Origin of the sequence: Maribacter algae (assembly GCF_047345745.1) — a bacterium.
Classification (GTDB): domain Bacteria; phylum Bacteroidota; class Bacteroidia; order Flavobacteriales; family Flavobacteriaceae; genus Maribacter.
In genome coordinates, this window is record NZ_JBLFES010000001.1 from 699855 (window position 1) to 723253 (window position 23399).

At 39.8% G+C, this 23399-nt stretch carries 21 protein-coding genes; 8 read left to right on the plus strand and 13 right to left on the minus strand.

The window, feature by feature from the left end; genetic code table 11:
* The first annotated feature begins 9 nt into the window (after window positions 1-9).
* From ACKWBX_RS03025 to ACKWBX_RS03035, 3 genes are all read left to right on the plus strand, one after another.
* The gene (locus tag ACKWBX_RS03025; RefSeq protein ID WP_413967164.1) at window positions 10-681 is read left to right on the plus strand and encodes a response regulator transcription factor; all 672 of its coding nucleotides are present in this window, start codon (window positions 10-12) and stop codon (window positions 679-681) included.
* Window positions 682-814: 133 nt separating this feature from the next.
* Complete coding sequence (locus ACKWBX_RS03030) at window positions 815-4351, plus strand: molybdopterin-dependent oxidoreductase (RefSeq protein ID WP_413967165.1); 3537 nt, start codon at window positions 815-817, stop codon at window positions 4349-4351.
* Window positions 4352-4359: 8 nt separating this feature from the next.
* A complete protein-coding gene (locus ACKWBX_RS03035; RefSeq protein WP_413967166.1) occupies window positions 4360-5802 on the plus strand; it encodes a rubredoxin in 1443 nt (480 codons plus the stop codon).
* Here ACKWBX_RS03035 and ACKWBX_RS03040 read toward each other — a convergent pair.
* On the minus strand, window positions 5799-6875 hold the full coding sequence (locus ACKWBX_RS03040) for a phosphotransferase enzyme family protein (protein WP_413967167.1): 1077 nt from the start codon (window positions 6873-6875) through the stop codon (window positions 5799-5801). The genes ACKWBX_RS03035 and ACKWBX_RS03040 overlap by 4 nt on opposite strands.
* Window positions 6866-7753 (minus strand): nucleotidyltransferase family protein, encoded by an 888-nt coding sequence (locus ACKWBX_RS03045; RefSeq protein WP_413967168.1) that lies wholly within the window; start codon window positions 7751-7753, stop codon window positions 6866-6868. Before ACKWBX_RS03045 ends, ACKWBX_RS03040 begins: the two co-directional genes overlap by 10 nt.
* Window positions 7754-7893: 140 nt before the next feature.
* On the opposite strand from ACKWBX_RS03045, the gene ACKWBX_RS03050 reads away from it, so the two are divergent.
* The 4 genes from ACKWBX_RS03050 to ACKWBX_RS03065 all read left to right on the plus strand — a co-directional run bounded on the left by ACKWBX_RS03050 (window position 7894) and on the right by ACKWBX_RS03065 (window position 12169).
* Entirely contained in the window at window positions 7894-9246 is a 1353-nt protein-coding gene (locus tag ACKWBX_RS03050) for a Gfo/Idh/MocA family protein (RefSeq protein WP_413967169.1), read from the plus strand.
* A 74-nt stretch (window positions 9247-9320) separates the two neighbouring features.
* Window positions 9321-10682 (plus strand): oxygen-independent coproporphyrinogen III oxidase, encoded by a 1362-nt coding sequence (hemN, locus tag ACKWBX_RS03055; protein ID WP_413967170.1) that lies wholly within the window; start codon window positions 9321-9323, stop codon window positions 10680-10682.
* Between the two features lie 52 nt (window positions 10683-10734).
* Window positions 10735-11556: a universal stress protein gene (locus tag ACKWBX_RS03060; RefSeq protein WP_413967171.1), complete on the plus strand. Its 822-nt coding sequence runs from the start codon at window positions 10735-10737 to the stop codon at window positions 11554-11556.
* A 157-nt stretch (window positions 11557-11713) separates the two neighbouring features.
* Window positions 11714-12169: a COG2426 family protein gene (locus ACKWBX_RS03065; protein ID WP_413967172.1), complete on the plus strand. Its 456-nt coding sequence runs from the start codon at window positions 11714-11716 to the stop codon at window positions 12167-12169.
* An 83-nt stretch (window positions 12170-12252) separates the two neighbouring features.
* Here ACKWBX_RS03065 and ACKWBX_RS03070 read toward each other — a convergent pair whose 3' ends face one another.
* The 4 genes from ACKWBX_RS03070 to ACKWBX_RS03085 form a co-directional block, all read right to left on the minus strand.
* Window positions 12253-12441 (minus strand): hypothetical protein, encoded by a 189-nt coding sequence (locus ACKWBX_RS03070; RefSeq protein WP_413967173.1) that lies wholly within the window; start codon window positions 12439-12441, stop codon window positions 12253-12255.
* 436 nt (window positions 12442-12877) lie between these two features.
* Complete coding sequence (locus ACKWBX_RS03075; RefSeq protein WP_413967174.1) at window positions 12878-13522, minus strand: SCO family protein; 645 nt, start codon at window positions 13520-13522, stop codon at window positions 12878-12880.
* Window position 13523: 1 nt separating this feature from the next.
* Window positions 13524-15206, minus strand: coding sequence for a tetratricopeptide repeat protein (locus ACKWBX_RS03080; RefSeq protein ID WP_413967175.1), 1683 nt, complete (start codon window positions 15204-15206; stop codon window positions 13524-13526).
* 199 nt (window positions 15207-15405) lie between these two features.
* Window positions 15406-16443, minus strand: a complete 1038-nt coding sequence (locus tag ACKWBX_RS03085; RefSeq protein ID WP_413967176.1) for a glycosyltransferase — start codon at window positions 16441-16443, stop codon at window positions 15406-15408.
* 195 nt (window positions 16444-16638) lie between these two features.
* Between ACKWBX_RS03085 and ACKWBX_RS03090 the strand changes: the two genes are divergently transcribed.
* Window positions 16639-17001, plus strand: coding sequence for a pyruvate kinase (locus tag ACKWBX_RS03090; protein ID WP_413967177.1), 363 nt, complete (start codon window positions 16639-16641; stop codon window positions 16999-17001).
* Here the strand turns inward: ACKWBX_RS03090 and ACKWBX_RS03095 are convergent.
* From ACKWBX_RS03095 to ccoG, 7 genes are all read right to left on the minus strand, one after another.
* Entirely contained in the window at window positions 16992-17399 is a 408-nt protein-coding gene (locus ACKWBX_RS03095; RefSeq protein WP_413967178.1) for a group III truncated hemoglobin, read from the minus strand. The genes ACKWBX_RS03090 and ACKWBX_RS03095 overlap by 10 nt on opposite strands.
* On the minus strand, window positions 17392-18663 hold the full coding sequence (locus tag ACKWBX_RS03100) for an acetyl-CoA hydrolase/transferase family protein (protein WP_413967179.1): 1272 nt from the start codon (window positions 18661-18663) through the stop codon (window positions 17392-17394). Before ACKWBX_RS03100 ends, ACKWBX_RS03095 begins: the two co-directional genes overlap by 8 nt.
* 79 nt (window positions 18664-18742) lie before the next feature.
* The gene (locus ACKWBX_RS03105) at window positions 18743-20203 is read right to left on the minus strand and encodes a vanadium-dependent haloperoxidase (protein ID WP_413967180.1); all 1461 of its coding nucleotides are present in this window, start codon (window positions 20201-20203) and stop codon (window positions 18743-18745) included.
* Window positions 20204-20251: 48 nt separating this feature from the next.
* Window positions 20252-20749, minus strand: a complete 498-nt coding sequence (locus tag ACKWBX_RS03110) for a GTP-binding protein (protein WP_413967181.1) — start codon at window positions 20747-20749, stop codon at window positions 20252-20254.
* Between the two features lie 5 nt (window positions 20750-20754).
* Window positions 20755-21459 (minus strand): sulfite exporter TauE/SafE family protein, encoded by a 705-nt coding sequence (locus tag ACKWBX_RS03115; protein WP_413967182.1) that lies wholly within the window; start codon window positions 21457-21459, stop codon window positions 20755-20757.
* A complete protein-coding gene (locus ACKWBX_RS03120; protein WP_413967183.1) occupies window positions 21459-21905 on the minus strand; it encodes a FixH family protein in 447 nt (148 codons plus the stop codon). The genes ACKWBX_RS03115 and ACKWBX_RS03120 overlap by 1 nt, the downstream gene beginning before the upstream one ends.
* Before the next feature lie 47 nt (window positions 21906-21952).
* On the minus strand, window positions 21953-23371 hold the full coding sequence (ccoG, locus tag ACKWBX_RS03125; protein ID WP_413967184.1) for a cytochrome c oxidase accessory protein CcoG: 1419 nt from the start codon (window positions 23369-23371) through the stop codon (window positions 21953-21955).
* Between the last annotated feature and the right edge of the window lie 28 nt (window positions 23372-23399).

The window sequence follows — 23399 nt, forward strand, 5'->3', positions numbered from 1 at the left end:
ACGCATGTTTTGGATACGATAAAGATTGTTCTGGCCGATGATCATTTGCTCGTGCGCAATGGTATCAGGGCCTTATTGGAAAGTGAAACGGATTTGGATGTCATTGGTGAGGCCGATAATGGCAAAAAAGCATTGGAGATGGTAGCTGAAAAAAATCCCGATATTTTGATCATTGACATTCGTATGCCGGAAATGGGTGGGATAGAAGCCGTGGAAGAACTCAATAGCAGTCCAACTAATGTCAAGTGTATAATTCTTTCCATGCATGACTCGGAGGAATATATTTTAAATTCTGTTAAGGCAGGTGCCAGTGGTTATTTGTTGAAGGATACGGATAAAACGGAATTTATAAAAGCCATACATACCGTGAATGGTGGGGGCAAATATTTTAGCGGTGATATTTCCAATGTGTTGGTGAATAATTTATTGAATCCGGAAAAGGCGACTTCCGTTTTGCCTGAAGTCTCCAAAAAAGCGAAAAGCAATCCTTTTGATTTGACCAATAAGGAACTTAAAGTATTGGAATTGGTCCTGGCCGGTTTTACCAATAAGGAAATCTCCGAAAAACTACAGAATAGCAAACGTACTATTGAAACACATCGTTTTAATTTGATGCGTAAAATGGAAGTAAAAAATCTTATTGAGCTTTCTACAAAAGCTAGGGAGTTTGAGCTGGTATGATTTTGAATTACCAAAACCCCAACACTTTCCATCAATTATTATCAATCCTCAAAAATACCCCCTAACTATTATCATATCTTCACTACGTATTAGTACGTAATTTTTTAATTTTCTGCTTTATAAAAGTGCTGTTATGTCGCAGAAAAGGAATACCTACAATACTATTTGCTCTTATTGCGGAGTGGGCTGCGGCATTACGGTTCATAAAGATGCTCGGGGAACACTTTCGGTCACAGGTGACGAAGACTATCCAGTGAACAAAGGGATGTTATGTTCCAAAGGAAAGAATTTGAATTATGTTGCACAGGATATAAGCGACCGTATCCTGTATCCTGAAATGAGGTGGAGCAGAAATCACCCAATGCAACAGGTCAATTGGGATACGGCGTTTAAAAGGGCAGCGGCAGTTTTCAAGAGTATTATAGAAAAACACGGTCCCGATAGTGTTGGGTTTTATGTTTCAGGACAATGTCTTACGGAAGAATATTATCTGGCCAATAAGATTACCAAAGGTTTCATAGGGACCAATAATATTGATACCAATTCTAGGCTCTGTATGAGTTCTGCCGTAGTGGGCTATAAAAAAACGGTTGGGGAAGATGCCGTGCCCATAGCCTATGCGGATATTGAGTTGGCCGATTGTTTTTTGATAGCAGGTGCCAATCCGGCTTGGTGCCATCCTATTTTATTTAGAAGACTGGAAAAGCACAAGGAGGAAAACCCGAATGTGAAGATTATTGTGGTAGACCCAAGAAAAACACAGACCTGTGCCTTGGCGGATGTTCATTTACAGATTCTGCCGGGTACGGATGTCATTCTTTTTAATGCCATTGCCCGTTGGCTGATTGAAAAGAAGAAAATAGACCTGCCTTTCATCAAAAGATACACGGCCAATTTTGAGGCCTGTAAGCAAAGTGCCTTTCAGTTGACCTTAAAAGAAGCGGCAAAGAAATGTGGCATCTCGCTGGATAGTTTAAAACTGGCGGCGAAGCATATCGGCACGGCTAAAGGCTTTATCAGCATGTGGACTATGGGGCTCAATCAAAGTGTAATTGGTGTCTCCAAGAATGTAGCGCTATTTAATATTTCATTGCTTACCGGACAGATCGGTAAACCCGGTTCCGGTCCTTTTTCATTAACAGGTCAGCCTAACGCCATGGGCGGTCGTGAAGTAGGGGGAATGGCCAATCTTTTGGCAGTTCATAAGGATTTGAACAATGCCGAACATCGTAGGGAAGTACAAGAATTTTGGGGTGGAAAACCTATAAAACAACAAGCGGGACTAACCGCAACGGAAATGTTCGATGCCCTTGAAAAAGGAACTTTAAAGGCCATCTGGGTCATTTGTACCAATCCTGTGGTGAGTATGCCCAATGCACATAAAATAGAAAGAGCACTTGAAAAAGCCAATTTTGTAGTCGTTCAGGACATATCCCATAATTCGGAAACCACCAAATATGCGGATTTATTACTGCCTGCTGCAGGTTGGTTGGAAAAAGAGGGCACCATGACCAATTCCGAACGCCGCATCAGCTATTTGCCCAGAGCTATCGATGCACCGGGGGAAGCACTGCCCGATGCCGAAATTTTATGGCGATTTGCCCAAGAAATGGGATTTTCGGGCTTTGATTATGCTTCCACAAGTGAGGTTTATGACGAATACTGTCTTATGACCAAAGGGACGAATATCGATATTTCGGGCTTGTCATACGAGCGATTAAAGAATGAAGGGAGTTTTCAATGGCCGGTTCCACATAAAACCCATAAAGGAACTGCCCGACTTTTTGAAGAAAAACAATATTATACAGCGGATAAAAAAGCGCACTTTAATGCACCCGCCAAAATTTACAATCAGTCGGAAGAAACGAACGAAGAGTATCCCCTAATCTTAAATACGGGAAGGGTACGTGACCAATGGCATACACGGACCAAAACCGGAAAAGTAAAGCGATTGCTAACACATATTCCTACGCCCTTTCTGGAAATGAATATGGTAGATGCCTACTTGGCCAATTTAAAAGAAGGTGATATCGCCATAGTTAAAAGCAGAAGGGGCAGCGTTCAGGTAAAAGTGAAGATAAGCCCGGATATTCGTGAGAAAGTGGTATTTCTTCCCATGCACTGGGGAAAAATATTGAACAACAGTTTCAGTAGGGCGAACAATATTACGAACGATTTGGTGGATCCCATTTCCAAGGAGCCAGATTTTAAGTACTGCGCGGTAAGTGTCGAGAAGTATGAAAAGGCGTTTCGAAAAATCGTAATCGTAGGAGCAGGTGCAGCGGCATACCGATTTATACAATCATACCGGGAGAAAAACGAAACAGACGAGCTACATGTATTTTCCAAAGAACCGCATCCGTTTTACAATCGGGTATTGCTTCCGGAATATGTCAACGAGGAATTGCCTTGGGAATCGCTTCAAAAGATAAAACAGGGAGAGCTGGAAAAGCTCCAAATTAAATTATATGCCAGTAACGGTATTGCTGAGGTGGACGAGAAATCAAAAACCGTAACGGACGATAAGGGAGAAAAACACAAGTATGACCTGTTGGTGATGGCGACCGGTAGCCGGGCTTTCGTGCCCAGTGAGGTTCGTATGGATTTGCCGGGCCGTTTCACCATGCGGGAACGTAACGATGCCGACCGACTGAAACGGTATTTAGATGAAACGGGACTTCCTACGGAAGAACAGCATGTTGTAATCGTAGGTGGTGGATTGTTGGGTCTTGAACTGGCGGCATCCCTGAAAAAAATAAATATCAACATCAGCATCATACAGCGTGCCCCACGGCTCATGGAGCGCCAGTTAGACCCGGTGGCAAGCAGATTACTCGGGGAAGATGTAGCGGAAAGGGGAATTCAGGTCTATTTTGATAATGAGGTGAGTACAGTCTTTGAGGAAGAGGGAAACAGGAATTCCATTTTGGTCAACCTGAAAACGGGCCGTACCATAAAGTGCAATGCCATTGTCTATGCAATAGGCACACGACCGAATATCGCTTTGGCTAAACAGGCAAATTTAAAAGTCCAAAGGGGTGTTGAAGTAAATTCTTATCTCCAAACCAGCAATCCTGATATTTTTGCGCTAGGAGAAATTGCCGAGTTCAAAAACAACTTGTTCGGAATAACATCCGCTGCAGAACAACAGGCAGATATTGCTGCAAACTATATTCTGGGAGATTTGAGCAGTATCTATTCAGGCTCGGTTTTAATGAACATTTTAAAATTTGAAAATTTGGATTTGTGCAGTATCGGAATGGTCAATGCACCGGCCAATGACGATACTTATGAGGAAATTATTTTGATGGATGTTCGCAAGCGATTTTATAAAAAATGCATCGTAAAGGATGATACGCTCAAAGGTGCTATTCTCATGGGTGATAAAAATGAATTTGCCGAATTCAAAAGACTCATTGAAGAAGAAATAGAATTGTCCGAAAAACGGGATGAACTACTTCGCGGAGCCAATAATACCGAACCTTTAAAGGGAAAGCTGCTGTGTTCCTGTAGTCAAGTTGGTGAAGGGAATATTAGGGACACCATAGCGACGGGCTGCACAAATTTCAATGAAATATGTAAGCAGACCGGAGCAGGATTGGGTTGTGGCAGTTGTAAGCCCGAAATAAAGGCGATACTGGATAAGGAACTGAAAATGGTTACCGCATAAATATGGCTATGAATGACGATTTACATAGAATAATGCTCAAAGGCGGAGTAACCTCCCCGGGCGAATTAAAGGATATCATTACCATGCTGGAAGCTGCTGGGCTCAATGAGGTTTATTTTGGTTCTCGGCAAGATTTATTGTTCCCGCTAAAAGGACAGGAAGAGAAAACACTTGAAAGTATTTCTCAATACAACACGGATATCATCTCGGAAAGGAGTTATCAAAATATTGTTTCTTCCTATGTTTCGGCAGATGTTTTTGAGATGACCTATTGGCTTAAAGGGTCAACCTATCTTTATATTTTGGAGCGTTTTGATTATTTGCCCAAGCTTAAAATCAACATCACGGACCCTAAACAACGTTTGGTTCCCATTTTTAATGGTAATCTTAATTTTATAGCTTCGGAACAGGAAGATTATTGGTATTTGCACATTAACCTGCCCCATTATGAGTCCGTTACATTTTACCCTGTTTTGGTCTATAGTTGGGACATTGTCACCATCTCCAAAGCTATTGAGGAATATTATGAGACTACGAAGGATGTTGCTTCACTTTTTGATGTGGTAAACCAAGTAGTAGATACCAACAGCAGGACCATAGACAAAGATTTGCAAACCCCATATTTGACCTTCCCCTATTACGAGGGTATGAACCGCATGGGGCTGGACCAATATTGGTTGGGGCTGTACTGGAGAAACAATAAATATGATCTAAAATTTTTAAAGGATTTCTGTGGTTTCTGCTTGGATAACAGCATTGGTAAAATAAGCATTACCCCATGGAAATCGTTCATTGTAAAAAATATAAAACAGTCCGCCAGACAGGAATTGGAACGTTTTCTAGGCCGATGGGGAATCAATGTGAGGCATTCCCAATTGGAGATGAACTGGCACGTGCCCGTAGACGATCAGGATGCCTTGGAACTGAAGAAGTTTTTGGTGCGGAGTTTTGACCAGAATGATATCAGTACCTATGGCTTGACCTTTGGTATCAGCAACGATGTTGGAAAACGTTCTCATTTTTCATCGGTAATTATAGAGAAAAATCAGGCACCCGCCATTGTCAAGGATTTTGAGGTAAGGCCTACCTATAACGTACTGCATTTCATGAACTTTGACCCGAATACGCAATCCTATATTTCCTATGCGCAAGATGTGGATAAAATTGAGCTTCCGGGCTTGTTGATGGAATTAAGCAAAAAATATTTTGATCAATTGGGAACAGTAAATATAAAACGGGAAGAACCCATAAAGCACAAAGCCAATTTTACCAAAGTGTATCAGTGTAAGTCTTGTCTCACTATTTATGATGAGGGTTATGGCGACGAAAAGGGTGGTATAGCCCCTGGAACCTCCTTTCTAAAATTACCGGAATCCTATCAATGTCCTATGTGTGAGGGATTGAAATCAGATTATGAAGCGTTGGAAATTAGTTACAATACGACGATTTAAGTATTTAGATTTTCTAAGATCTGGCGGGTCATAAATTCTTTTTGTTCCGATGCTTTTTTTGCAAAACAAAACAGGCTTAAAGCCCTGTCCAGATTCTGATTTTCATAGGATACTTTGTAGTACTTGTTATGATTAAGATAATCTGTCAAAGCCCGAAGGCCATGAATGAAGGACATGAATATAGGCCCCAACGACAGTGAACTTAATTCTTCCTCGGAAAGAAAGGGTTTATGTAACACAATACCTTTTACGAAAGATGTAAATAAGTTTTGGTCAAAAGTAATTTTACCCAGGTCTTTCTCATCTTCGGGAGCAGTATTGACAATGGTTCTGACGGCATCTCCAAAATCATAAAAAAAATAGCCGGACATTATCGTATCCAGATCAATTAAACATAACGCCTCTTTGGAAGTTTTTGAAAATAAAATATTGTTTAGTTTGGTATCGTTATGACAGACCCTGAGCGGTAAATTTTTCAAATCGACTTTACCTAATTCTTGAAAGAACCCTTGCGCAAAAGTTATGGCTTCTTGTGCTGTTTTTAATTTTTCTTTCTGTGCCGATTGCAGCGCATCTTGAAATTGTGCTTTACGGAGTTCCAAATCATGAAACTGTGGAATCGTGTCAACAAATTCTTTTGGATTTTCCGCCTGTAGCAAAGAATGGAATCTTCCTATGATTTTACCAGCTTCAAAAGCGATTTTAGGGTTCTCGGTAGTGTCAAAGGTTGTGCTGTTAGGAATGTAATTCATTAACCGCCAGTAACCCTTTTTGTGTTTTAAAAAGGACACTTTCTTATTTGTTTGGAATAGTGTCAAGGTAACGTAGTCATCAGCTTTAAGAAGGCCAAGTGCTTTTTTTACGTTGTGCATTAATCCGTGTATGTCCTCAAAAACGGAATCATTTATGCGCTGCAAGACATATAAGGGATTGCCCTGGGCCGAGACCAAAAAAGTATTGTTGATGAATCCCGCTGTTAAGGGTCGATACGTAAAAAGGTATTGGGGAATAGAAAAACACCCTAGAATTTCTCGAAGTTCATCTAGGGTGTATGTGCTGTTTTCTAATTCCATAAAGGGGAAACGTACTGACCTTCCCTTGTTTTGTTTTGAAGGCTTTCCATCGCTTTTTCTTTATCGCTGGCATAGGTAACCCCAAACCAATCTCCACCTGAAGGAATACACTTTACCTCCACTTCATTGGCCTGAAGCATTTCCTGAATGGTAATGGGCAGATACAGTTCACTGTTCGCAATACGTTCATCATCGTTCAAAAAGATTCTGAACTCGGATTCAATTTTATCAAAAATAGAAGGTCTGCAAACCCAAAAGTTCATGCTGGCCTGTTCCTCTCCAGTAAATTCCAGACCAGTGTCTTCATCTATGATGACATCGTTTTTCTGTATCAATTTCAATCGTTCTTCAACAGAGAGCAAATCATCGCCCTGTACTTTACAAACCCCTCTGGAAACGGAGCCGTGTTCTGACAACGTATTTTTTAAGGTATATCCCAACAAGGCATAAGCGTTAGTATTGGCAGACATGAAATCTGCCGCTTTTTGATATGCCGATTGTCCATAAAAATCATCGGCATTGATGACAACGAAAGGACCTGAAATAACGTTCCTTGCGGTCCAAACGGCATGCGCCGTACCCCATGGTTTTTTACGCTCTGCCCTTGTTCCGGTAAATTCCACCCCATCCGGTAAATCCGTTAATTCTTGGGCCAGGACATTTAATTGAACATGTTTCGGAAGTCTAGTGCTCAAATGCTCCTCCAAGAAAGTAACATTTTCTGCTTTGGTAATCACGACAATTTGTTCAAAGTTATTCTTGATGGCATCATACATGGCAAATTCCATCAAGAACTCCCCCTTGGGTCCCAAATCATCAAACTGTTTTAGTTTTCCGTATCTACTACCGCTTCCAGCGGCCATTAAAAGTAATGTCATGGTTGACTTTGTTTATGTTGCAAAAATAGGCATTGTCCCTAAACACATGAAATATTTGAAGATGTGTATATTAAGTTGAGGTTATTTTATCCATTCTATTAACTTTTTCATAATTTATAACGAAATATAACGGGGCACTTATGACTACGAGAAGAGACTTCATCAAAAATACAAGTTTGGCAGGAGCGGGATTATTTGCGATTCCGTCATTCGCTACCAAAAGATTTCATGAGAACGATAAATTAAATGTAGGCCTTATAGGGGTTGGTCTTCGTGGGACCAATCACTTATCCAACCTATTATTGCGAAAAGATGTGAACATCACCGCAATATGTGATGTAGACCCTACAAGGGTAGCATTGGCGAAAAATTTGATTTCGGAAGCAGGTTTTAAGAAGCCTATGACTTTTGGAAAGAACAATGATGATTATAAAAATCTCTTAATGCTTAAAGGGGTAGACGCGGTCATCATTTCTACGCCTTGGTTGTGGCATACAAGAATGACGGTAGATGCCATGGAGGCCGGAAAATATGCCGGGGTAGAGGTGTCTGCCTCAAATACCTTGGAAGAATGTTGGGATTTGGTGAATACGCATGAAGCTACCGGTACGCATATGATGATTCTAGAAAACGTGAATTATCGCAGGGATATCATGGCCGTACTAAAAATGGTGAAAGAAAATATTCTTGGAGAGTTGGTACATTTTAGATGTGGATACCAACATGATTTAAGACACGTGAAATTCAATGATGGTAAAACGGCTTATGGAAAAGGGGCGGAGTTTGGCGAAAAAGGAATTTCGGAAGCCAAATGGCGTACCGCGCATTCGGTCAAAAGAAATGCGGATGTGTATCCTACGCACGGATTGGGACCTATTGCGGTGATGGCCGATGTGAACCGTGGAAATCGCTTTGTTTCTTTGACTTCCCATGCCACAAAGGCCATTGGTCTTCATAATTATATCGTTGACGTTGGAGGAAAGGACCATCCGAATACCAAAGTGAAATTTAAACAGGGAGATGTTATCACCACAACCATAGATACGGCCAATGGTGAAACAATTATCATTACCCATGACTGTAATTTGCCAAGACCTTATTCCTTGGGTTTTCGGGTACAAGGTGCAAAGGGATTATGGGAGGTAGATGGGAATAGGATTTATATTGAAGGCCAGTCAGAACCCCATGAATGGGACGAAGCTACTGCTTGGCTAGAAAAATACGACCATCCTTTATGGAAGAAATATGGGGAATATGCATCGGGAGCCGGGCATGGTGGGATGGATTTTTTTGTGCTGAATTCTTTTATAGAGTCTGCCAAGGCGAATATGGCCCCGCCCTTGGATGCCTATGATGCCGCAGCATGGAGTGCCGTGACCCCTTTATCTGAAGTTTCTATTGCCAACAACGGCGAACCTCAGGATTTTCCTGACTTTACCAGAGGACTTTGGATGAAAAGGAATCCCTATAATTGGATGAAAGCTACCTTTTAAAAAATCATAACCTGATAATTATCATATTTTATGGAAGCATAAGGCAATAGGTTTGTAAAAAACCTTAACAGCCTATGTGTAGTCTTGTTCAAAAGTATAATGTTCCCGGCCCTAGATATACCAGTTATCCAACGGTTCCTTACTGGGATATCCACTCGTTTTCAGGAAAAAAATGGGAAGCTTCAGTTCAAAAAAGTTTTATAGAATCCAATAATCAGGAGGGTATCAGCTTGTACATACATCTACCATTCTGCGAAAGTATGTGTACATTTTGTGGTTGTCACAAACGCATTACAAAAAGGCATGATGTGGAGCTACCTTACATATATTCCGTGTTAAAGGAATGGTCCTTATACTGTAATTTATTTTCAGGACGCCCCACGGTGAAGGAATTGCATTTGGGTGGCGGTACACCTACTTTTTTCAGTCCGGAAAACCTAAAAGTATTGATCAATGGTATTTTTAAGAGAGCGGATAAAGCAACAGCCTATGAGTTTAGTTTTGAAGGGCATCCCAATAATACCACAAAAGAACATTTACAAGCTTTATATAATGTTGGGTTTAGAAGGGTCAGTTACGGGGTTCAGGATTATAATGAGACGGTTCAAAAAGCAATACACCGCGTGCAACCTTTTGGGAACGTAGAAAGGGTTACCAATTGGGCTCGGGAAATAGGCTATATCTCAGTTGGGCACGATATTATTTTTGGGTTGCCGCATCAGACATTGGAACATGTGATGACGACCATTCAAAAAACAAAAGAATTGATGCCGGACCGTTTGGCTTATTACAGTTACGCGCATGTGCCCTGGTTAAAAGGAAACGGACAAAGAGGCTATCGGGATTCGGATTTGCCGACCGCAGAACAAAAACGCAGGCAATACGAAAAAGGAAAAGGTTTATTGCAAGCGTTGGGCTACACAGAAATAGGGATGGATCATTTTGCCCTTAAAACGGATGCGCTTTACAACGCAGTGGAAAAAAACGAACTGCATCGTAACTTTATGGGATATACCGCTTCCAAGACCCAGCTAATGGTCGGTTTGGGTGCGTCAAGCATAAGCGATAGTTGGTATGGATTTGCGCAAAATGTCAAGAACGTAGAAGAATATCAACATTTGGTAGAAAGTGATATCATTCCCATTTTCCGCGGACATATTTTAACCTCCGAAGATGAAAAAGTAAGAAAGCATATTTTAAACCTTATGTGTAGGTTAGAAACCTCTTGGTCCGATAAGGAGCTATATTTTGATGATTTGTCACAGGTCCTGCATAGGCTTGTTGAAATGCTAAACGATGGTTTGTTGGAAATGAGTGAACATCGACTTAAAATAACGGAAAAAGGGAGGCCCTTTGTCCGCAATATAGCTATGGCCTTTGATTTAAGATTGCACGAAAAGGAAATGGAAACACGTCTGTTTTCAATGACGGTCTAGTGAATTAAAAGTATATATCTACTTTGTTTAAATCCTCTAAAATAGAATTGTTATGAAGAATATAATTGTCCCAATAGATTTTTCCGGTCAATCGGAATACGCGCTAGAAGTAGCCGCTACCATGGCAAAGAAAAATAAGGCTACCATCTATGCGATTCATATGTTGGAGCTGAACGAAGCCATAATCTCTTCAGGAGAAAGTGTTCACCCACAACATACCGTATTCTTGATCAAATTGGCGGAAAAAAGATTTACAGAGTTTTTGGAGAAGCCTTTTCTAAAGGATATTGAAGTGGTACCTATAATTAAACATTTTAAGGTATTCAAGGAAGTAGGGGAAGTTGCGGAAGAATGTAATGCGGACCTTATAGTTATGGGGAGTCATGGTACGGAAGGCCTTAAAGAAATTTTCGTTGGCTCCAATACGGAGAAAGTAGTACGCAATTCAGATGTCCCCGTTTTGGTTATTAAATCGAAATTTGAAAACTTCGACCCCCAGCAGATGATTTTTGCCTGTGATTTAAAAGAAGAAAATATTCATGCTTTTCAAAGGGCTATGGCCATAGCAGAGTTCATGTCATGTGAACTAAAACTTGTCTATGTAAATACTCCCGGAGATGATTTTTTAAGTACTACCGAAATCCAGGAAAAGATAGAGACTTTTTGTAAGATTACTGGTCATGATGTACTCATCGCTATCCATAATGATTATTCCGTAGAGAACGGGGTACTCAATTTTGCCAAGGAAGTGGATGCGGATATCATTGGAATCCCCACACATGGGCGTAAGGGTCTGTCACATTTCTTTATGGGGAGTATTGGGGAAGATGTAGCCAATCATGCGGTATTGCCCGTGCTCACCTTTAAAATTTAAGATAGTAGTTCTACTATTTTATACATTGGTTTTAAAAGAGGGTGAAAGGCCCTCTTTTTTTGGTCGATAGTTTCATTTTAGCGATTATTTATGATTTAAAAAGGGGGAATACTTCTTTTGGGACGTAGCTTTGCAAATTATTAAAGCCCAAATCTGGATGAAGGATTTAATCATAGCTATGTTATGGAGTATATCACCTTTCGGAGAGGCCAAAGTGGGTATTCCTTATGGATTGGCTCAGGGTGTGAATAGTTATTTGGTGCTTTTGGCCTGTTTTATAGCAAACGTTCTGGTATTCCCGATCATGTATTTTTTTCTAAGGCACATCAATAAATATCTCCTTAAATGGAATTTTTACAAGAAGTCGGCTATATATGTTGCGCGTAAGGCCAAAGTAGGGTCTGGGGATAAAATCAAAAAGTACGGTTTTTATGGTCTCATTTTTTTTGTAATGCTTCCCGTTCCCGGAACTGGCGTCTATGCCGGTAGTATTGCAAGCTATCTTTTTAATATCGAAAAGAAACGGGCTTTCGTGGCCAATACCATAGGCATATTTTTATCTTCGCTCATTGTTTGGACCGCTACTTTACTGACAATGAAAGGAATGGCTTAAGGTTTATTGTTTTGTAAGTTGTGAATTCTAATTTTGCCAATCGATTTCTAACTTTATGAATATCATTATTGATTTCACTAATGTTAATTATCCGCAGTTTTGAAATTTCCAAAAATTAATGACATAAATAATAATCCAATTCCAATACCTACAAAAGAACCTTTTGCTAAATCAGACACTTCATAGTATTGAGAAAATACTCGTGAAGCAGCAATGACAAACATTCCAATAGATAATAGAATTAATGTTTTTCTTTTAGTTATTTTTTTCATTTTACTCAGATTTAAATAGTTTGTATTTCAATTTAGATATTCGTTACAGATTTTTTGTCGAATGATTGTCAATGGAATCTGTATATGGCCTGTGGGGGCAGCCCCACGGGTAGGTCATCGTTGCGCTCATGGGTTACATGAAAAGTTGGAGGCTGTGCTTTTTGGCTATTGAGCATTGCTTGTAAGATAGGAAAACCTGTATCATGGGGGGCGACGTACAGATTCCATTGGGAGACATAGAGCGAAAAAGGCGCGTCCCGTACGCCTAACTTTTTTTTGCGTACCGGTAGGTCTTGATCCCTAACGGTTTTAAATTAGAGTAGCAGTGTGTATAAGCCCTAGTTCAGCAAGTAAAGATTGAATAGAAAACGCGTAAGGATTTTGCAAGTATGCTTGCACCAACAATTGATTTATTAGTGTTGTAGCCAGTTGTATTTTATAAAATTTCTTTTGTTAAATTATGTATATCATTTATTAATCGTTCAATTTCTTTATTGTTCGTTCCATCATAAATTCCACGTATTTGTTTTTTCTTATCCACGAGTATAAAATTCGGTGTATGAATAAAATCTTGAAGTCCTCCATCGCCTTGTTCTACAACAGCAAAGTAGCTTTTTCTGGCTAATTCGTAAATGTGTTTTTTATTTCCGGTAGTTATATTCCATTTGGAGTCTATCACACCTTTTTCGGTTGCATATTTTCGTAATACAGGAATACTATCAATAGTTGGAGTTACAGATATGGACAAGAACATAATATCTTCATTTTTTAAAAATTGATTTTGTAGTTCAGCTATATTAGTCGTCATTATTGGGCAGATGGTGGGGCAACTTGTGAAAAAGAAATCGACCACATATATTTTATCCTTATAATGGTTTTGAGTTATCGTATCTCCATTCTGATTTATTAATTTAAAATCCGCAACGGTATGATTTTTACTTGTGTTTTGTAGACCTGCATCAACCAATTCTGGATTAAAATCTGATGGATTATAAACTGGCAATTCTTTTGTTTGATTACAAGAGATTGCGAAGCATGTTATAAAGGCCATAGACATTAGATATGATATTTTAAATCTCATATTAAATAATATTCTTCTTAAGAAAATCATTTGCTTCTTTAATTTCTGGTCTATCGCTATTTACCTTCTTGGTTTGCTTAAGTAAGCTTTCAAAATACAGTGTTGCTTTTTCCATATCACCAGATTGTTTCGCAGCCAGTGCTGCACCATAAATACCATTGAACCTGTTTGGACGCCTATCTAAATTTATTTCATAAGCCGTTAAAGCATCTTGTGGTTTATTCAATTCTAATAACATATCTGCTAAAAGTTCATCAGCTGGTAAGATTTCACCTGGGGTTACGGGATGTTTGGATGTTTTACTTTCCATATCTGCAGCAATGGTCATAAGAGATAACGCTATATCATGATTACCCTTTTTCAATTCCATCCACGCTTCAATGGTTTTTATTTGGATAGCGACTTGGTTCGCTTTATAGGCATCTTCCAATGTTATCAATTCTTGTTCAAAAGAACGTAATAAGTCAAGCTCATTTTGAGCAGATTCTAAATTATTGATATGAATATTTCCCAAAGCTCTTGCAAAATGTAACAATGATTTTTGCCAAGGGAATTTCTGCCACTCTAATCCCGCAATTTGAGGTAACTCAATACTTGCAGCTTCTTTCCAATTTTTGTTTTCCACAGCTAAACGTGCAGGAATAGCAGCGGCCGTATATGCGATTTTAAAGTTTGGCGGAAATATTTCGCTAAAAGATTTAAGATACTCGTATTGTTCATTAGCAAGTTTATTGTTTCCTACCTGCAAATAGGCATAAACCAAATAGCCCATGGCATGTACTTCTTCATCCCAATGCGCTCCAGGTAAAATGCTTTCTGCATAACAAATTGCTGATTCAGCAGAACTAAGATTAGTGTCAATTGATTCATTCCAAAGACCCAGACGTGTAAATATATGTGATGGCATATGTTGGGCATGTGCAGAATTTGGTGCGATATCTGCATAGCGCCTTGCTGTGCTCAGTCCTAGTTTGGCCAATTCCGGATAATCATAAGAATGAATAATATAATGTGCTATTCCTGGGTGATTCGGTTCTGTTATAAATAATTTTTCCAGTATTTTCCCAGCTTCTTGTTGTTTTGAATAGGTTTTATCAGAAGGAACAGCTGAAGCTCGAAGTGCCAAAGCATAAAAAATGGCGATTTCTGTATCGCCTTTATCTTCTTCATACATATCTTGCATCTTTTTTGCATAGATTTCTTTTCTGGATTGATTGTCAACGGTCTCCCAATCTTTATAGAACGCGCCAATAGCTTCTAAATACTGTTCTGCTTTTTTGGATTTGGGCAATTGTTTAGCTACGGCAAGCAGTTTTGTCCCTTTTTCTAAAACTGATTGTTCTGGCGGTGCCCATAATCCGTGATAAATACTCATGGCAACTCCCCAATATGCCATAGCACATGTAGGGTCTTTGTCTATAACTTTCACAAATGCTTTTTCTGCTTCAATATATTCAAAGGAATGAAGCAAAGAAATAGCAAGGTTGAAAGTTTCTCTTGTTTCATAACTACAGGGCTCAGAAAAATTGACGTTTCCAAACTCACCATTACCACACAGCTGTAGTTCACCTCTCAGTAGATTTAACGATGATAAATTTGCATTTGGCGTGTTGTTTTTACAGGAAGAAACTAGAAAAAAGAGAATAGCCCCTAGACTTAGTAAAGTACTTTTAGAATATTTCATTTCATAAGGTACTGAATTAATTTTTAAGGGTTTGGGGCTATTGGGGATATGTAGCGAAAAAAGGGAGGCGTACGGGGTACACTGTCTTTTGCGTACCGATAGGTCCATTATCCCCCAACGGTAATGTTTATAATTGGTTGTGGATTTTTCCAACGGAAAATATCCACTTTTTTCGTTAAAAACAAAGTCTCCGTTTATTCTATTTGGAAAATCTATACTTTAATCTGAAAAAAGGATTTGCTAATAGAAACAGTATATAAAACCTATATCTGTTGTTTATTAAACGTATTAAGAAACGGTGATAAGTTTGATTAAAATCATGCCCTAAAAAATGAGTAATTGGATAGGATTTTATATCTGAAATTTCCTTTACTATTAATTTTACTTCATTGAACCTGATAGTTGATTTAATCATTCTCATCATGGCTAAAAAAACAAATGATTGTTGTTTGGTTTTTATCTGTTCTATGGTGTTCGGATTTGTTTCTCTGGTCTTCAGATCATTTATTATATTATTGAAATAGATAGCTGCGTTTTTAAAATCCCTGGTCAATTTAAGATAGTGAGCCGGTTCTTTACTTGTCATGGCAGAGCCAGGAGCAATTCTATAGTTATGTGCCATCAAGTTATAGTGGGCTATTCTTTTAGCTTTCAGAAAGAGGTGTAACATAAAAATAGCATCTTCCATCCATTGTCCCTCAAGGAACTTCAAATTTGTGGCAACCAGGAATTCTCGTTTTATAAAAAACCACCAGACCGCACTACTATGGGCCATAGATGCGATATAGTCCTCTCCACTGATTATTTTTGACAGGGTAGCAGATTCCTTGGTTTTAGAAGAAGAATTACTGGGACCGGATTTGATGGTTTTAAAAGTTGTTGAATTGAATGTCATAACATCTAAATTGTTTGTTTCAATGACATTAACAAGTTGGGATAATACATTGGTTGTCAAAAAATCATCAGGGTCTAAAAAATAGATATATTCTCCCTTTGCTTTTTCCAGTCCATAATTTCTGGCGCTGCCCACTCCGGCATTTTTTTGAACATATAAATGGACGTTGAAATAGTTTTTACAATATGATTTTGCTATATCCTCACTTTTGTCTTCCGATCCATCATTAACTAATATGATTTCATAATCTTCTTGATTTAAATCTTGATCAATAAGACTGTCGATACATTGAGAAATGTATTTTTCAACGTTGTAAATAGGCAATATAATACTAAGTCTCATTTAGTAGTTAATCTATGTATTCGAGCTTGAAATTATTTGAGAATAGGTATATCGTCCCAATTCTTTCGAAGGATGGCGTACGAAAATACAAATGTTTTGAAAGTATATTTTATTTTTACTTTGAATTTGTGAACAATTAAAATACATAAGGTTTTAGAAATAGGACAAAGCGTTTAGTTTTGCATTTTTTTAGTCATGGAGAAATTGATAGTGGGCGATAAAATGTACAATGTGGAACAACAGGGCTTTGATGATTTTGCCCGATATACATTTTTGGAGGTGGTACGCCTTACGGAGACGTTGGCAATTTTAAAGAACGGCGTGCGCTTGGTGAACAGGGCCAAGCCTTCCTATATTATGGAAGATGTGGGTTATTCCGTATCCCGAAAAAAAGGCTCGCATTGGCATAAGGTTTCGCTAAACGCCATCCGAAAAGCACAACTGGAAAACGAGAAGATAAAAGTGCATGATTGGTTTGCGGCCAAGGAATTCACATTAGCTGAAAAACAACTCATTTACGAACAATTTGCTAAAACCAAAACACTGGTTCAATCTTGATTTTTCCGATGTTGATAGATTTGTAGGTATAGCATGGTACTCATTTTTTGAGCCCTGTTTTTAGCAATCCATGCGGTTTCGCCCTCAAAAAGCGTATCAATGGTCTCAAACCAGATGTTCAGCCACAGGCCAAAATGTTCTGAAGAGATAGAGTGGTGCATTTTCTCGTCCATTTCTTGGTGGGCGGTTACTGGATTGCCGTGGTATTTTCGCTTTAGAAAAAGTTGGGTCTCCCAAAAATCCGTCAACAACTCCAAGTGCGCTTCCCAATCAACAATAATGTTATTAAAAATTGGCCCCAACGTGTCGTCCTTTCTAATTTTTGAATAAAAGGTTCTGACCAAGGTTTGTACATCGTCCCTATCGGTTATTGCTTTTTTTGCATTGGTATTATCCATTTTTGAATCGCTTATGGGCATCGCGTTCCAATTGTTCCCTATAATCTGGATGGGCTATGGAAATTAAAGCTTTGGCCCGCTGTTTTAAATTTTTTCCAAAAAGATCTACAATTCCATATTCCGTGGCAACATAATGTACATGTGCTCTGGTAGTAGTGACCCCGGCACCTTGTTTCAGGTAGGGCGTAATCTTGGAAACACCTTTGGCCGTAACGGAAGGCATGGCAAAAATAGGTTTTCCGCCAGGGGACAAAGAGGCTCCGCGAATAAAATCCATCTGTCCGCCAACACCGGAGTATTGTCTGCTTCCAATGGTGTCTGCACAGATCTGTCCTGTAAGATCTATTTCAATGGCACTGTTTATAGCAGTGACCTTGGGGTTTTTTCTAATAATGGCGGTATCGTTTGTATAACCGGCTTCCTTGAAATGTACTAGTGGATTGTCATCTACAAAATCATATAGCTTTTGGGAACCCACGGCAAAACAGGTCACTATCTTTCCGGTTTTCACCTCTTTGTCCTCACCTGTGACCACTCCCTTTTCAATAAGTGGGAGCACCCCGTCCGAAAACATTTCGGTGTGAACGCCCAAGCGTTTGTGATGCTGAAGGTTATTGAGTACTGCGTTCGGAATGTTCCCGATGCCCATTTGTAGGGTAGCCCCATCTTCGATAAGCTCGGCTACATTTTTTCCAATACTGCGCTCCACTTCGGAAATTTCCGTGATGCCATGGGTATGGATAGGGGCATTTACGGTAACGGCACAATCAATATTTTTTATATGGATGATGCCGTCCCCATGGGTGCGCGGCACAAAAGGATTTATCTGTGCAATTACTTTTTTTGCGGTCTGTATGGCCGGTAGGGCAATATCTACGGATACGCCCAAGGAGCAAAAGCCATGCTTGTCCGGTGGGGAAACTTGCACCATGGCCACATCCAAGGGTAGAATCCGCTTGCGGAACAATAAATGTATTTCACTTAGAAAAATAGGAATATAATCTCCTTGCGTACTGTTCACTATATTGCGGACGTTGCCACCTACAAAGCAGCTGTTCATTCTAAAACTATTGCTATAGGGTTTCCGTGCGTATTTGGCATCGCCCTCGGTGTGTATGGAAATGATTTCTACGTTCTCCAGTTCGTGATATCGCTCACAAAGGGCATCGACCAAAGTATTGGGTGTCATGGCAGCTCCTTGTATAAATACGCGATTGCCTGATTCTATAAGGGAAGCAGCCTCCGCTACTGATACTGTTCTCATAATTTTTTCAATTTAAAAATGCAAATATCAGCAGCAAAAGAATACTAGAACATGATAATATTCATAGTAATGGGATAATTTATTTTCCGAGATGTTTGTTGTAGAATTTCCAACTTTCAGCAGCTACGTCCCGTCCCAATTCCAGTCCAGCTATATTGTCGGATTGTATATGGTATCCCCCCATAACGCGGGATATTCCCGCCATATTCGCTGCTTCCGTAAAAGTAGGGAATTTGATGGTGACGGGTTTTCCAAAATTAGAGGAGTCCGTTTCCGTTAAGGAACCGGGAATGAGCGTTACTTCCTCTCCAAAATAATCATCTCCCGTAAAAAGGCGTAACACTTCTCCGCAGGCACCACTTATGGTACTGTGACCGGAAGTATAACTGGGAAAAGGAGGACAAAGGAAAACATCGGGAGAATAGGGTCTCCATTCTTCCCCTTTCATTTTTACGACACCCTTTCCGGGTCCGCCCCAAGCCTTGATAATCTGGTCTTGGTAATAATCGTGTACCAGCGCATAGGGCCTTGCATAATCATAGAACATTTTAGAATCCCAACTAGCTATAAAGGCATCCATGGCGGTAATTTCCGTTAGAAAGTACATTTTAACATCGTCATCCAAAGTGTGGTTGTCCCTCCGGGAAACATCCTGTGCAAATTTTAGCCAATGTCCCGCTTGTTGAACGGACTGCGGCCCATCTCTCATGAATTCTACGAGCGCCTTGTCTTCATCCGTAAGGTTGGCCTGTAAATCTATGACTTCCCTGACCTCTTTCTCCAATTGTTTGGAACCTACCATAGGTGGTGGACCGGGACGGAACTGTGCCGCGGATTGTAAGGTAATCGGTTTTACCAATTGCCAATAAGGCGTTAGGCATCCCGGGGCGTATTGGCCACCTTTACCATCCGAGAAATATTTTGGTTGCCAACGGTTAATGTCCGTATTCTCATCTGCGGAATTTACCGGTTGATAGTTCGTGTAGTCAAAATAGGGTTCTCCGTTGGAACCTTCAACTTCCCCATATTGATTGCTACCATCATTTTTCCGAGCTTCTATTACTGCTTTGGCGGCCAAGTTCCCAATGCCTACAGGTGTGTTCGGGTCCAAGGATACATCGTCCGGATCCAACCCAAGTTCTTCCATTAAACCACGGAACATTTCAGTATCGGAATAATAATATTCCATCATGGCTCCAAAGGCGGCGTAACTAATTGCGATTTCCTTGTTTTTCAACGTCCGTTCTTCAGAGGGTCTACGCGCAACATCAGCTAAATAAACCGGAAGTGCACTTTTGTCATAGCGGGACCACGCATCAAAAATAGAGGTAAAAATCAATCCTAAATATCTGGACGTTATCGTAGGTCTGGGTTTAAAACGTTCCGTATCCGAGGCCGTGGCATCCAATGCCATTTTGCCCCATTTGTAGGCCACGTTTTCAGTACCCGTTGGTTCTTGGTTATTACTTTCCTGTGACGATAAAGGTCGGACAGTCGCTAAAACAAATAAAATTAATATTGCTCTTATAAATTGTTTCATAATTGGTTCGTTTATAATCAATCAAATATATAAATCGGTCAAGTTTTCTCAAAAAGATGGATTCAAAACTTCCATCATAAATGTATAAAGCTCGTGCATTTGTGGTTTCCCCTTTTTTTTGCCCGCTCTGCCAAAGGCATAAAGGATAAACCAAAGGATAATCATAAAAACCATAAGCCCCACCTGCAGACCATAAGGTTTCCCCAAAGAAGCACTGGAATAGGCCCATATTCCCAAGATAATGAACAAAGTGGCCACCCCAAAATGCAAGAACATAAAGAAGGTCCACAAAGTAGGATTGGGACCAAAAAGCCCATAGACCTTACTATTTTTTAAATCGATTTCAATAATTTCCAGTTGAAGCTGGGGCGACCAAAAATGGATTTCCTTGGAATTGAACTTAATGAACACATGGTCGTCCAACCGCTTAATAACAAATGGATGTTTCTTGATGGTCTCAAAAGCGGTCAGTACAGTTTCTTTTTCTCCAAGGAGCTCAAATTGAAACCGGGGCCTGAGTACAATATCATTTGGGATTACTTTCATGGGAATCAGGGATGACATTCCATTTGCGCAGTAACCAGCTCCGTAACAGGTTTAGGGGACACATAAGGAATGCCGAGTCCTAAACCTCTTAAGATAAATAACGCCCCCATCACAACCACAAAAACAGGGACTAATTTTTTTATCCGCTTTTTGGTATTTTGTTTAAGGATACCGCTAAAATAGATAGCAGAGGTCATTAACGGAACGGTCCCTGCCCCGAATAAAATCATATACAGACTTCCTTCCCACACATTGCCCATAGCTATGGCACCGAACAGGGCCATATACACCAGGCCACAAGGAAGAAAACCGTTTAAAAAACCAATGGTGAAGAAGGTGTCCGCCGTTTTCTTCTTTAATTCTTGTCCCAATCTATTTTTAAGGTTGGAAACAATCTTATAAAACGGTTTGGACAGGTTGTATTTGCTAAAAATGCGATGCGGTAACAATATGATAAGAATCATAAGTACACCAATGCCGATGGAAAGATGCTGTTGGATGCCAAATACGTAAAGCCCTTTTCCTAGCAACCCAAAAATCAATCCGATAATACCATAGGCCATCAAGCGACCCAAATGGTATAGAAAGGTCTGTCCGAATTTCCTGTAGGAATCGGTTCTGTCTACCGGCAGCATAAAGGCAATAGGGCCACACATACCAATACAGTGTAGACTTCCCATAAAACCTAATATGATAGCGGACAACAACATTAATAGGTTATTTTTTCTTTATGTAAATACTGTTCTTCATTGTATTCCCAAGCTACAGCAATGTCCCAGCGGCCATCCAACAAGCGTTTGTCAGGTATGAGCAAATATGAATTGGACAAACTTACGGGTAAGTCAAAATCCAAGTGCTTATTAGATGGCCTATAGAAGGACACTGTTCCTTGTATATTTTCGGGGTTCATATCTTTTGGGAATACTATTTTTAGACCATCCGTAACCTTGGTCACCCATAGCTCCGCATTTTTTTCGGAAGCATTGTTCTGAGCATTTATTTCCGTTTGATATTCCAATTCTTTCTTGTAATAGTCTGCCGTTACCAACTCGTGATTGGAATGTGTTTCAATGGACATTCTAACCACAAAAAATAGAATAAACCCAATGAACCCAATAAATGCCAATACGATTCCCGTTCCCCAATGTAGTTTCATAACCTATACTTATTTTAGTTAATGATGCTAAGGCAAGACAAAATGCTTTACCTATAACTCCTCGGTGCCATAAATGCGGTGAGGGTGGTCTCGATCAATTCCCCATCACTATAGACCCCGATTTTTATTTTTTCTTTATCGCTTTTAACAGCGGCATTGTTTATCTCTACGAACAGTGTACCTTCCGCCAAATCTTGAGCGGGAACGGTAAAAAGTTCGTTTCTTACTAGTTTTATAGCTCCTTTATGTGACAAAAGTTGAAAGCTCACACCTTCTACATCATCAGAAGTTTTATTTACCAATTTATAGGTGTACACATTACTGATAATATTTCCTTCTTTGTGTTCATACAGCTGCCCCGGTAATCTGAGGATATTGGCTTCCAGGTCGTTCCTTAAAAAAAGCATTCCTGCCAAAACCCCGATCAGAATGGTCAACACCGCAGTGTAACCTTTTAATCTTGGAGTAAACTTGAACTTCTCTTTTTTTACGATTTCGTCCTCACTGGCATACCTGATTAATCCTTTAGGAAGATTTACCTTTTCCATAATGGTATCGCACTCATCAATACAAGCGGTACAGTTCACGCATTCCAACTGGGTTCCGTTTCTAATATCGATTCCCGTAGGGCATACGTTTACGCATTGAAAGCAATCAATACAATCGCCGTGTCCCAACGCATTTCGATCCTCATTTTTACGCCATTTTTTTCTACCGTTCTCCGCTTCTCCTCTTTTATGGTCATAAGCCACTACAACGGACTTGTTGTCCAACAATACACCTTGCATTCTCCCGTAGGGGCAGGCAATGATGCAGACTTGTTCCCGGAACCAGGCAAAGACAAAATAGAATACCGCCGTAAAAATCAAGAGCGATATCAAAGTGCTCAAATGTTGAAAAGGTCCATCGATCACATAACGTACCAACCGGTCACTTCCTATTAAATAGGCCAAAAACACATTGGCGATAAGGAATGAAATGATGAAAAAAATCGTCCATTTTAAGATGCGTTTCCTAATCTTTTTTCCATCCCATGGTTGCCTGTCCAATTTGATTTGTGCGCCGCGGTCCCCATCTATCCAATATTCTATTCTTCGGAAGACCATTTCCATAAAAATAGTCTGTGGGCACATCCAACCGCAAAAAATACGGCCATAGGCTACGGTGAACAGCGCAATAAAAATGACCCCTATAATCATGGATATGACAAAAAGGTGAAAATCCTGTGGCCAAAACGGGAAACCAAAAATATTGAATCGGCGTTCCAACACGTTGAACATCAAAAACTGGTTCCCGTTTATTTTAATAAAGGGCGATGCAAAAAGAAAGGCCAATAAAAAGTAGCTTACGTATTTACGGTATTCGTAAAACTTGCCACTGGGCTTTTTAGGAAATACCCAAGCGCGTTTGCCTTCCTCATTGATCGTTCCTATGGAATCCCTAAAATTATCTTGCTCTTGTGACATTAATTATGACCCAATTTTTCATTCCCGT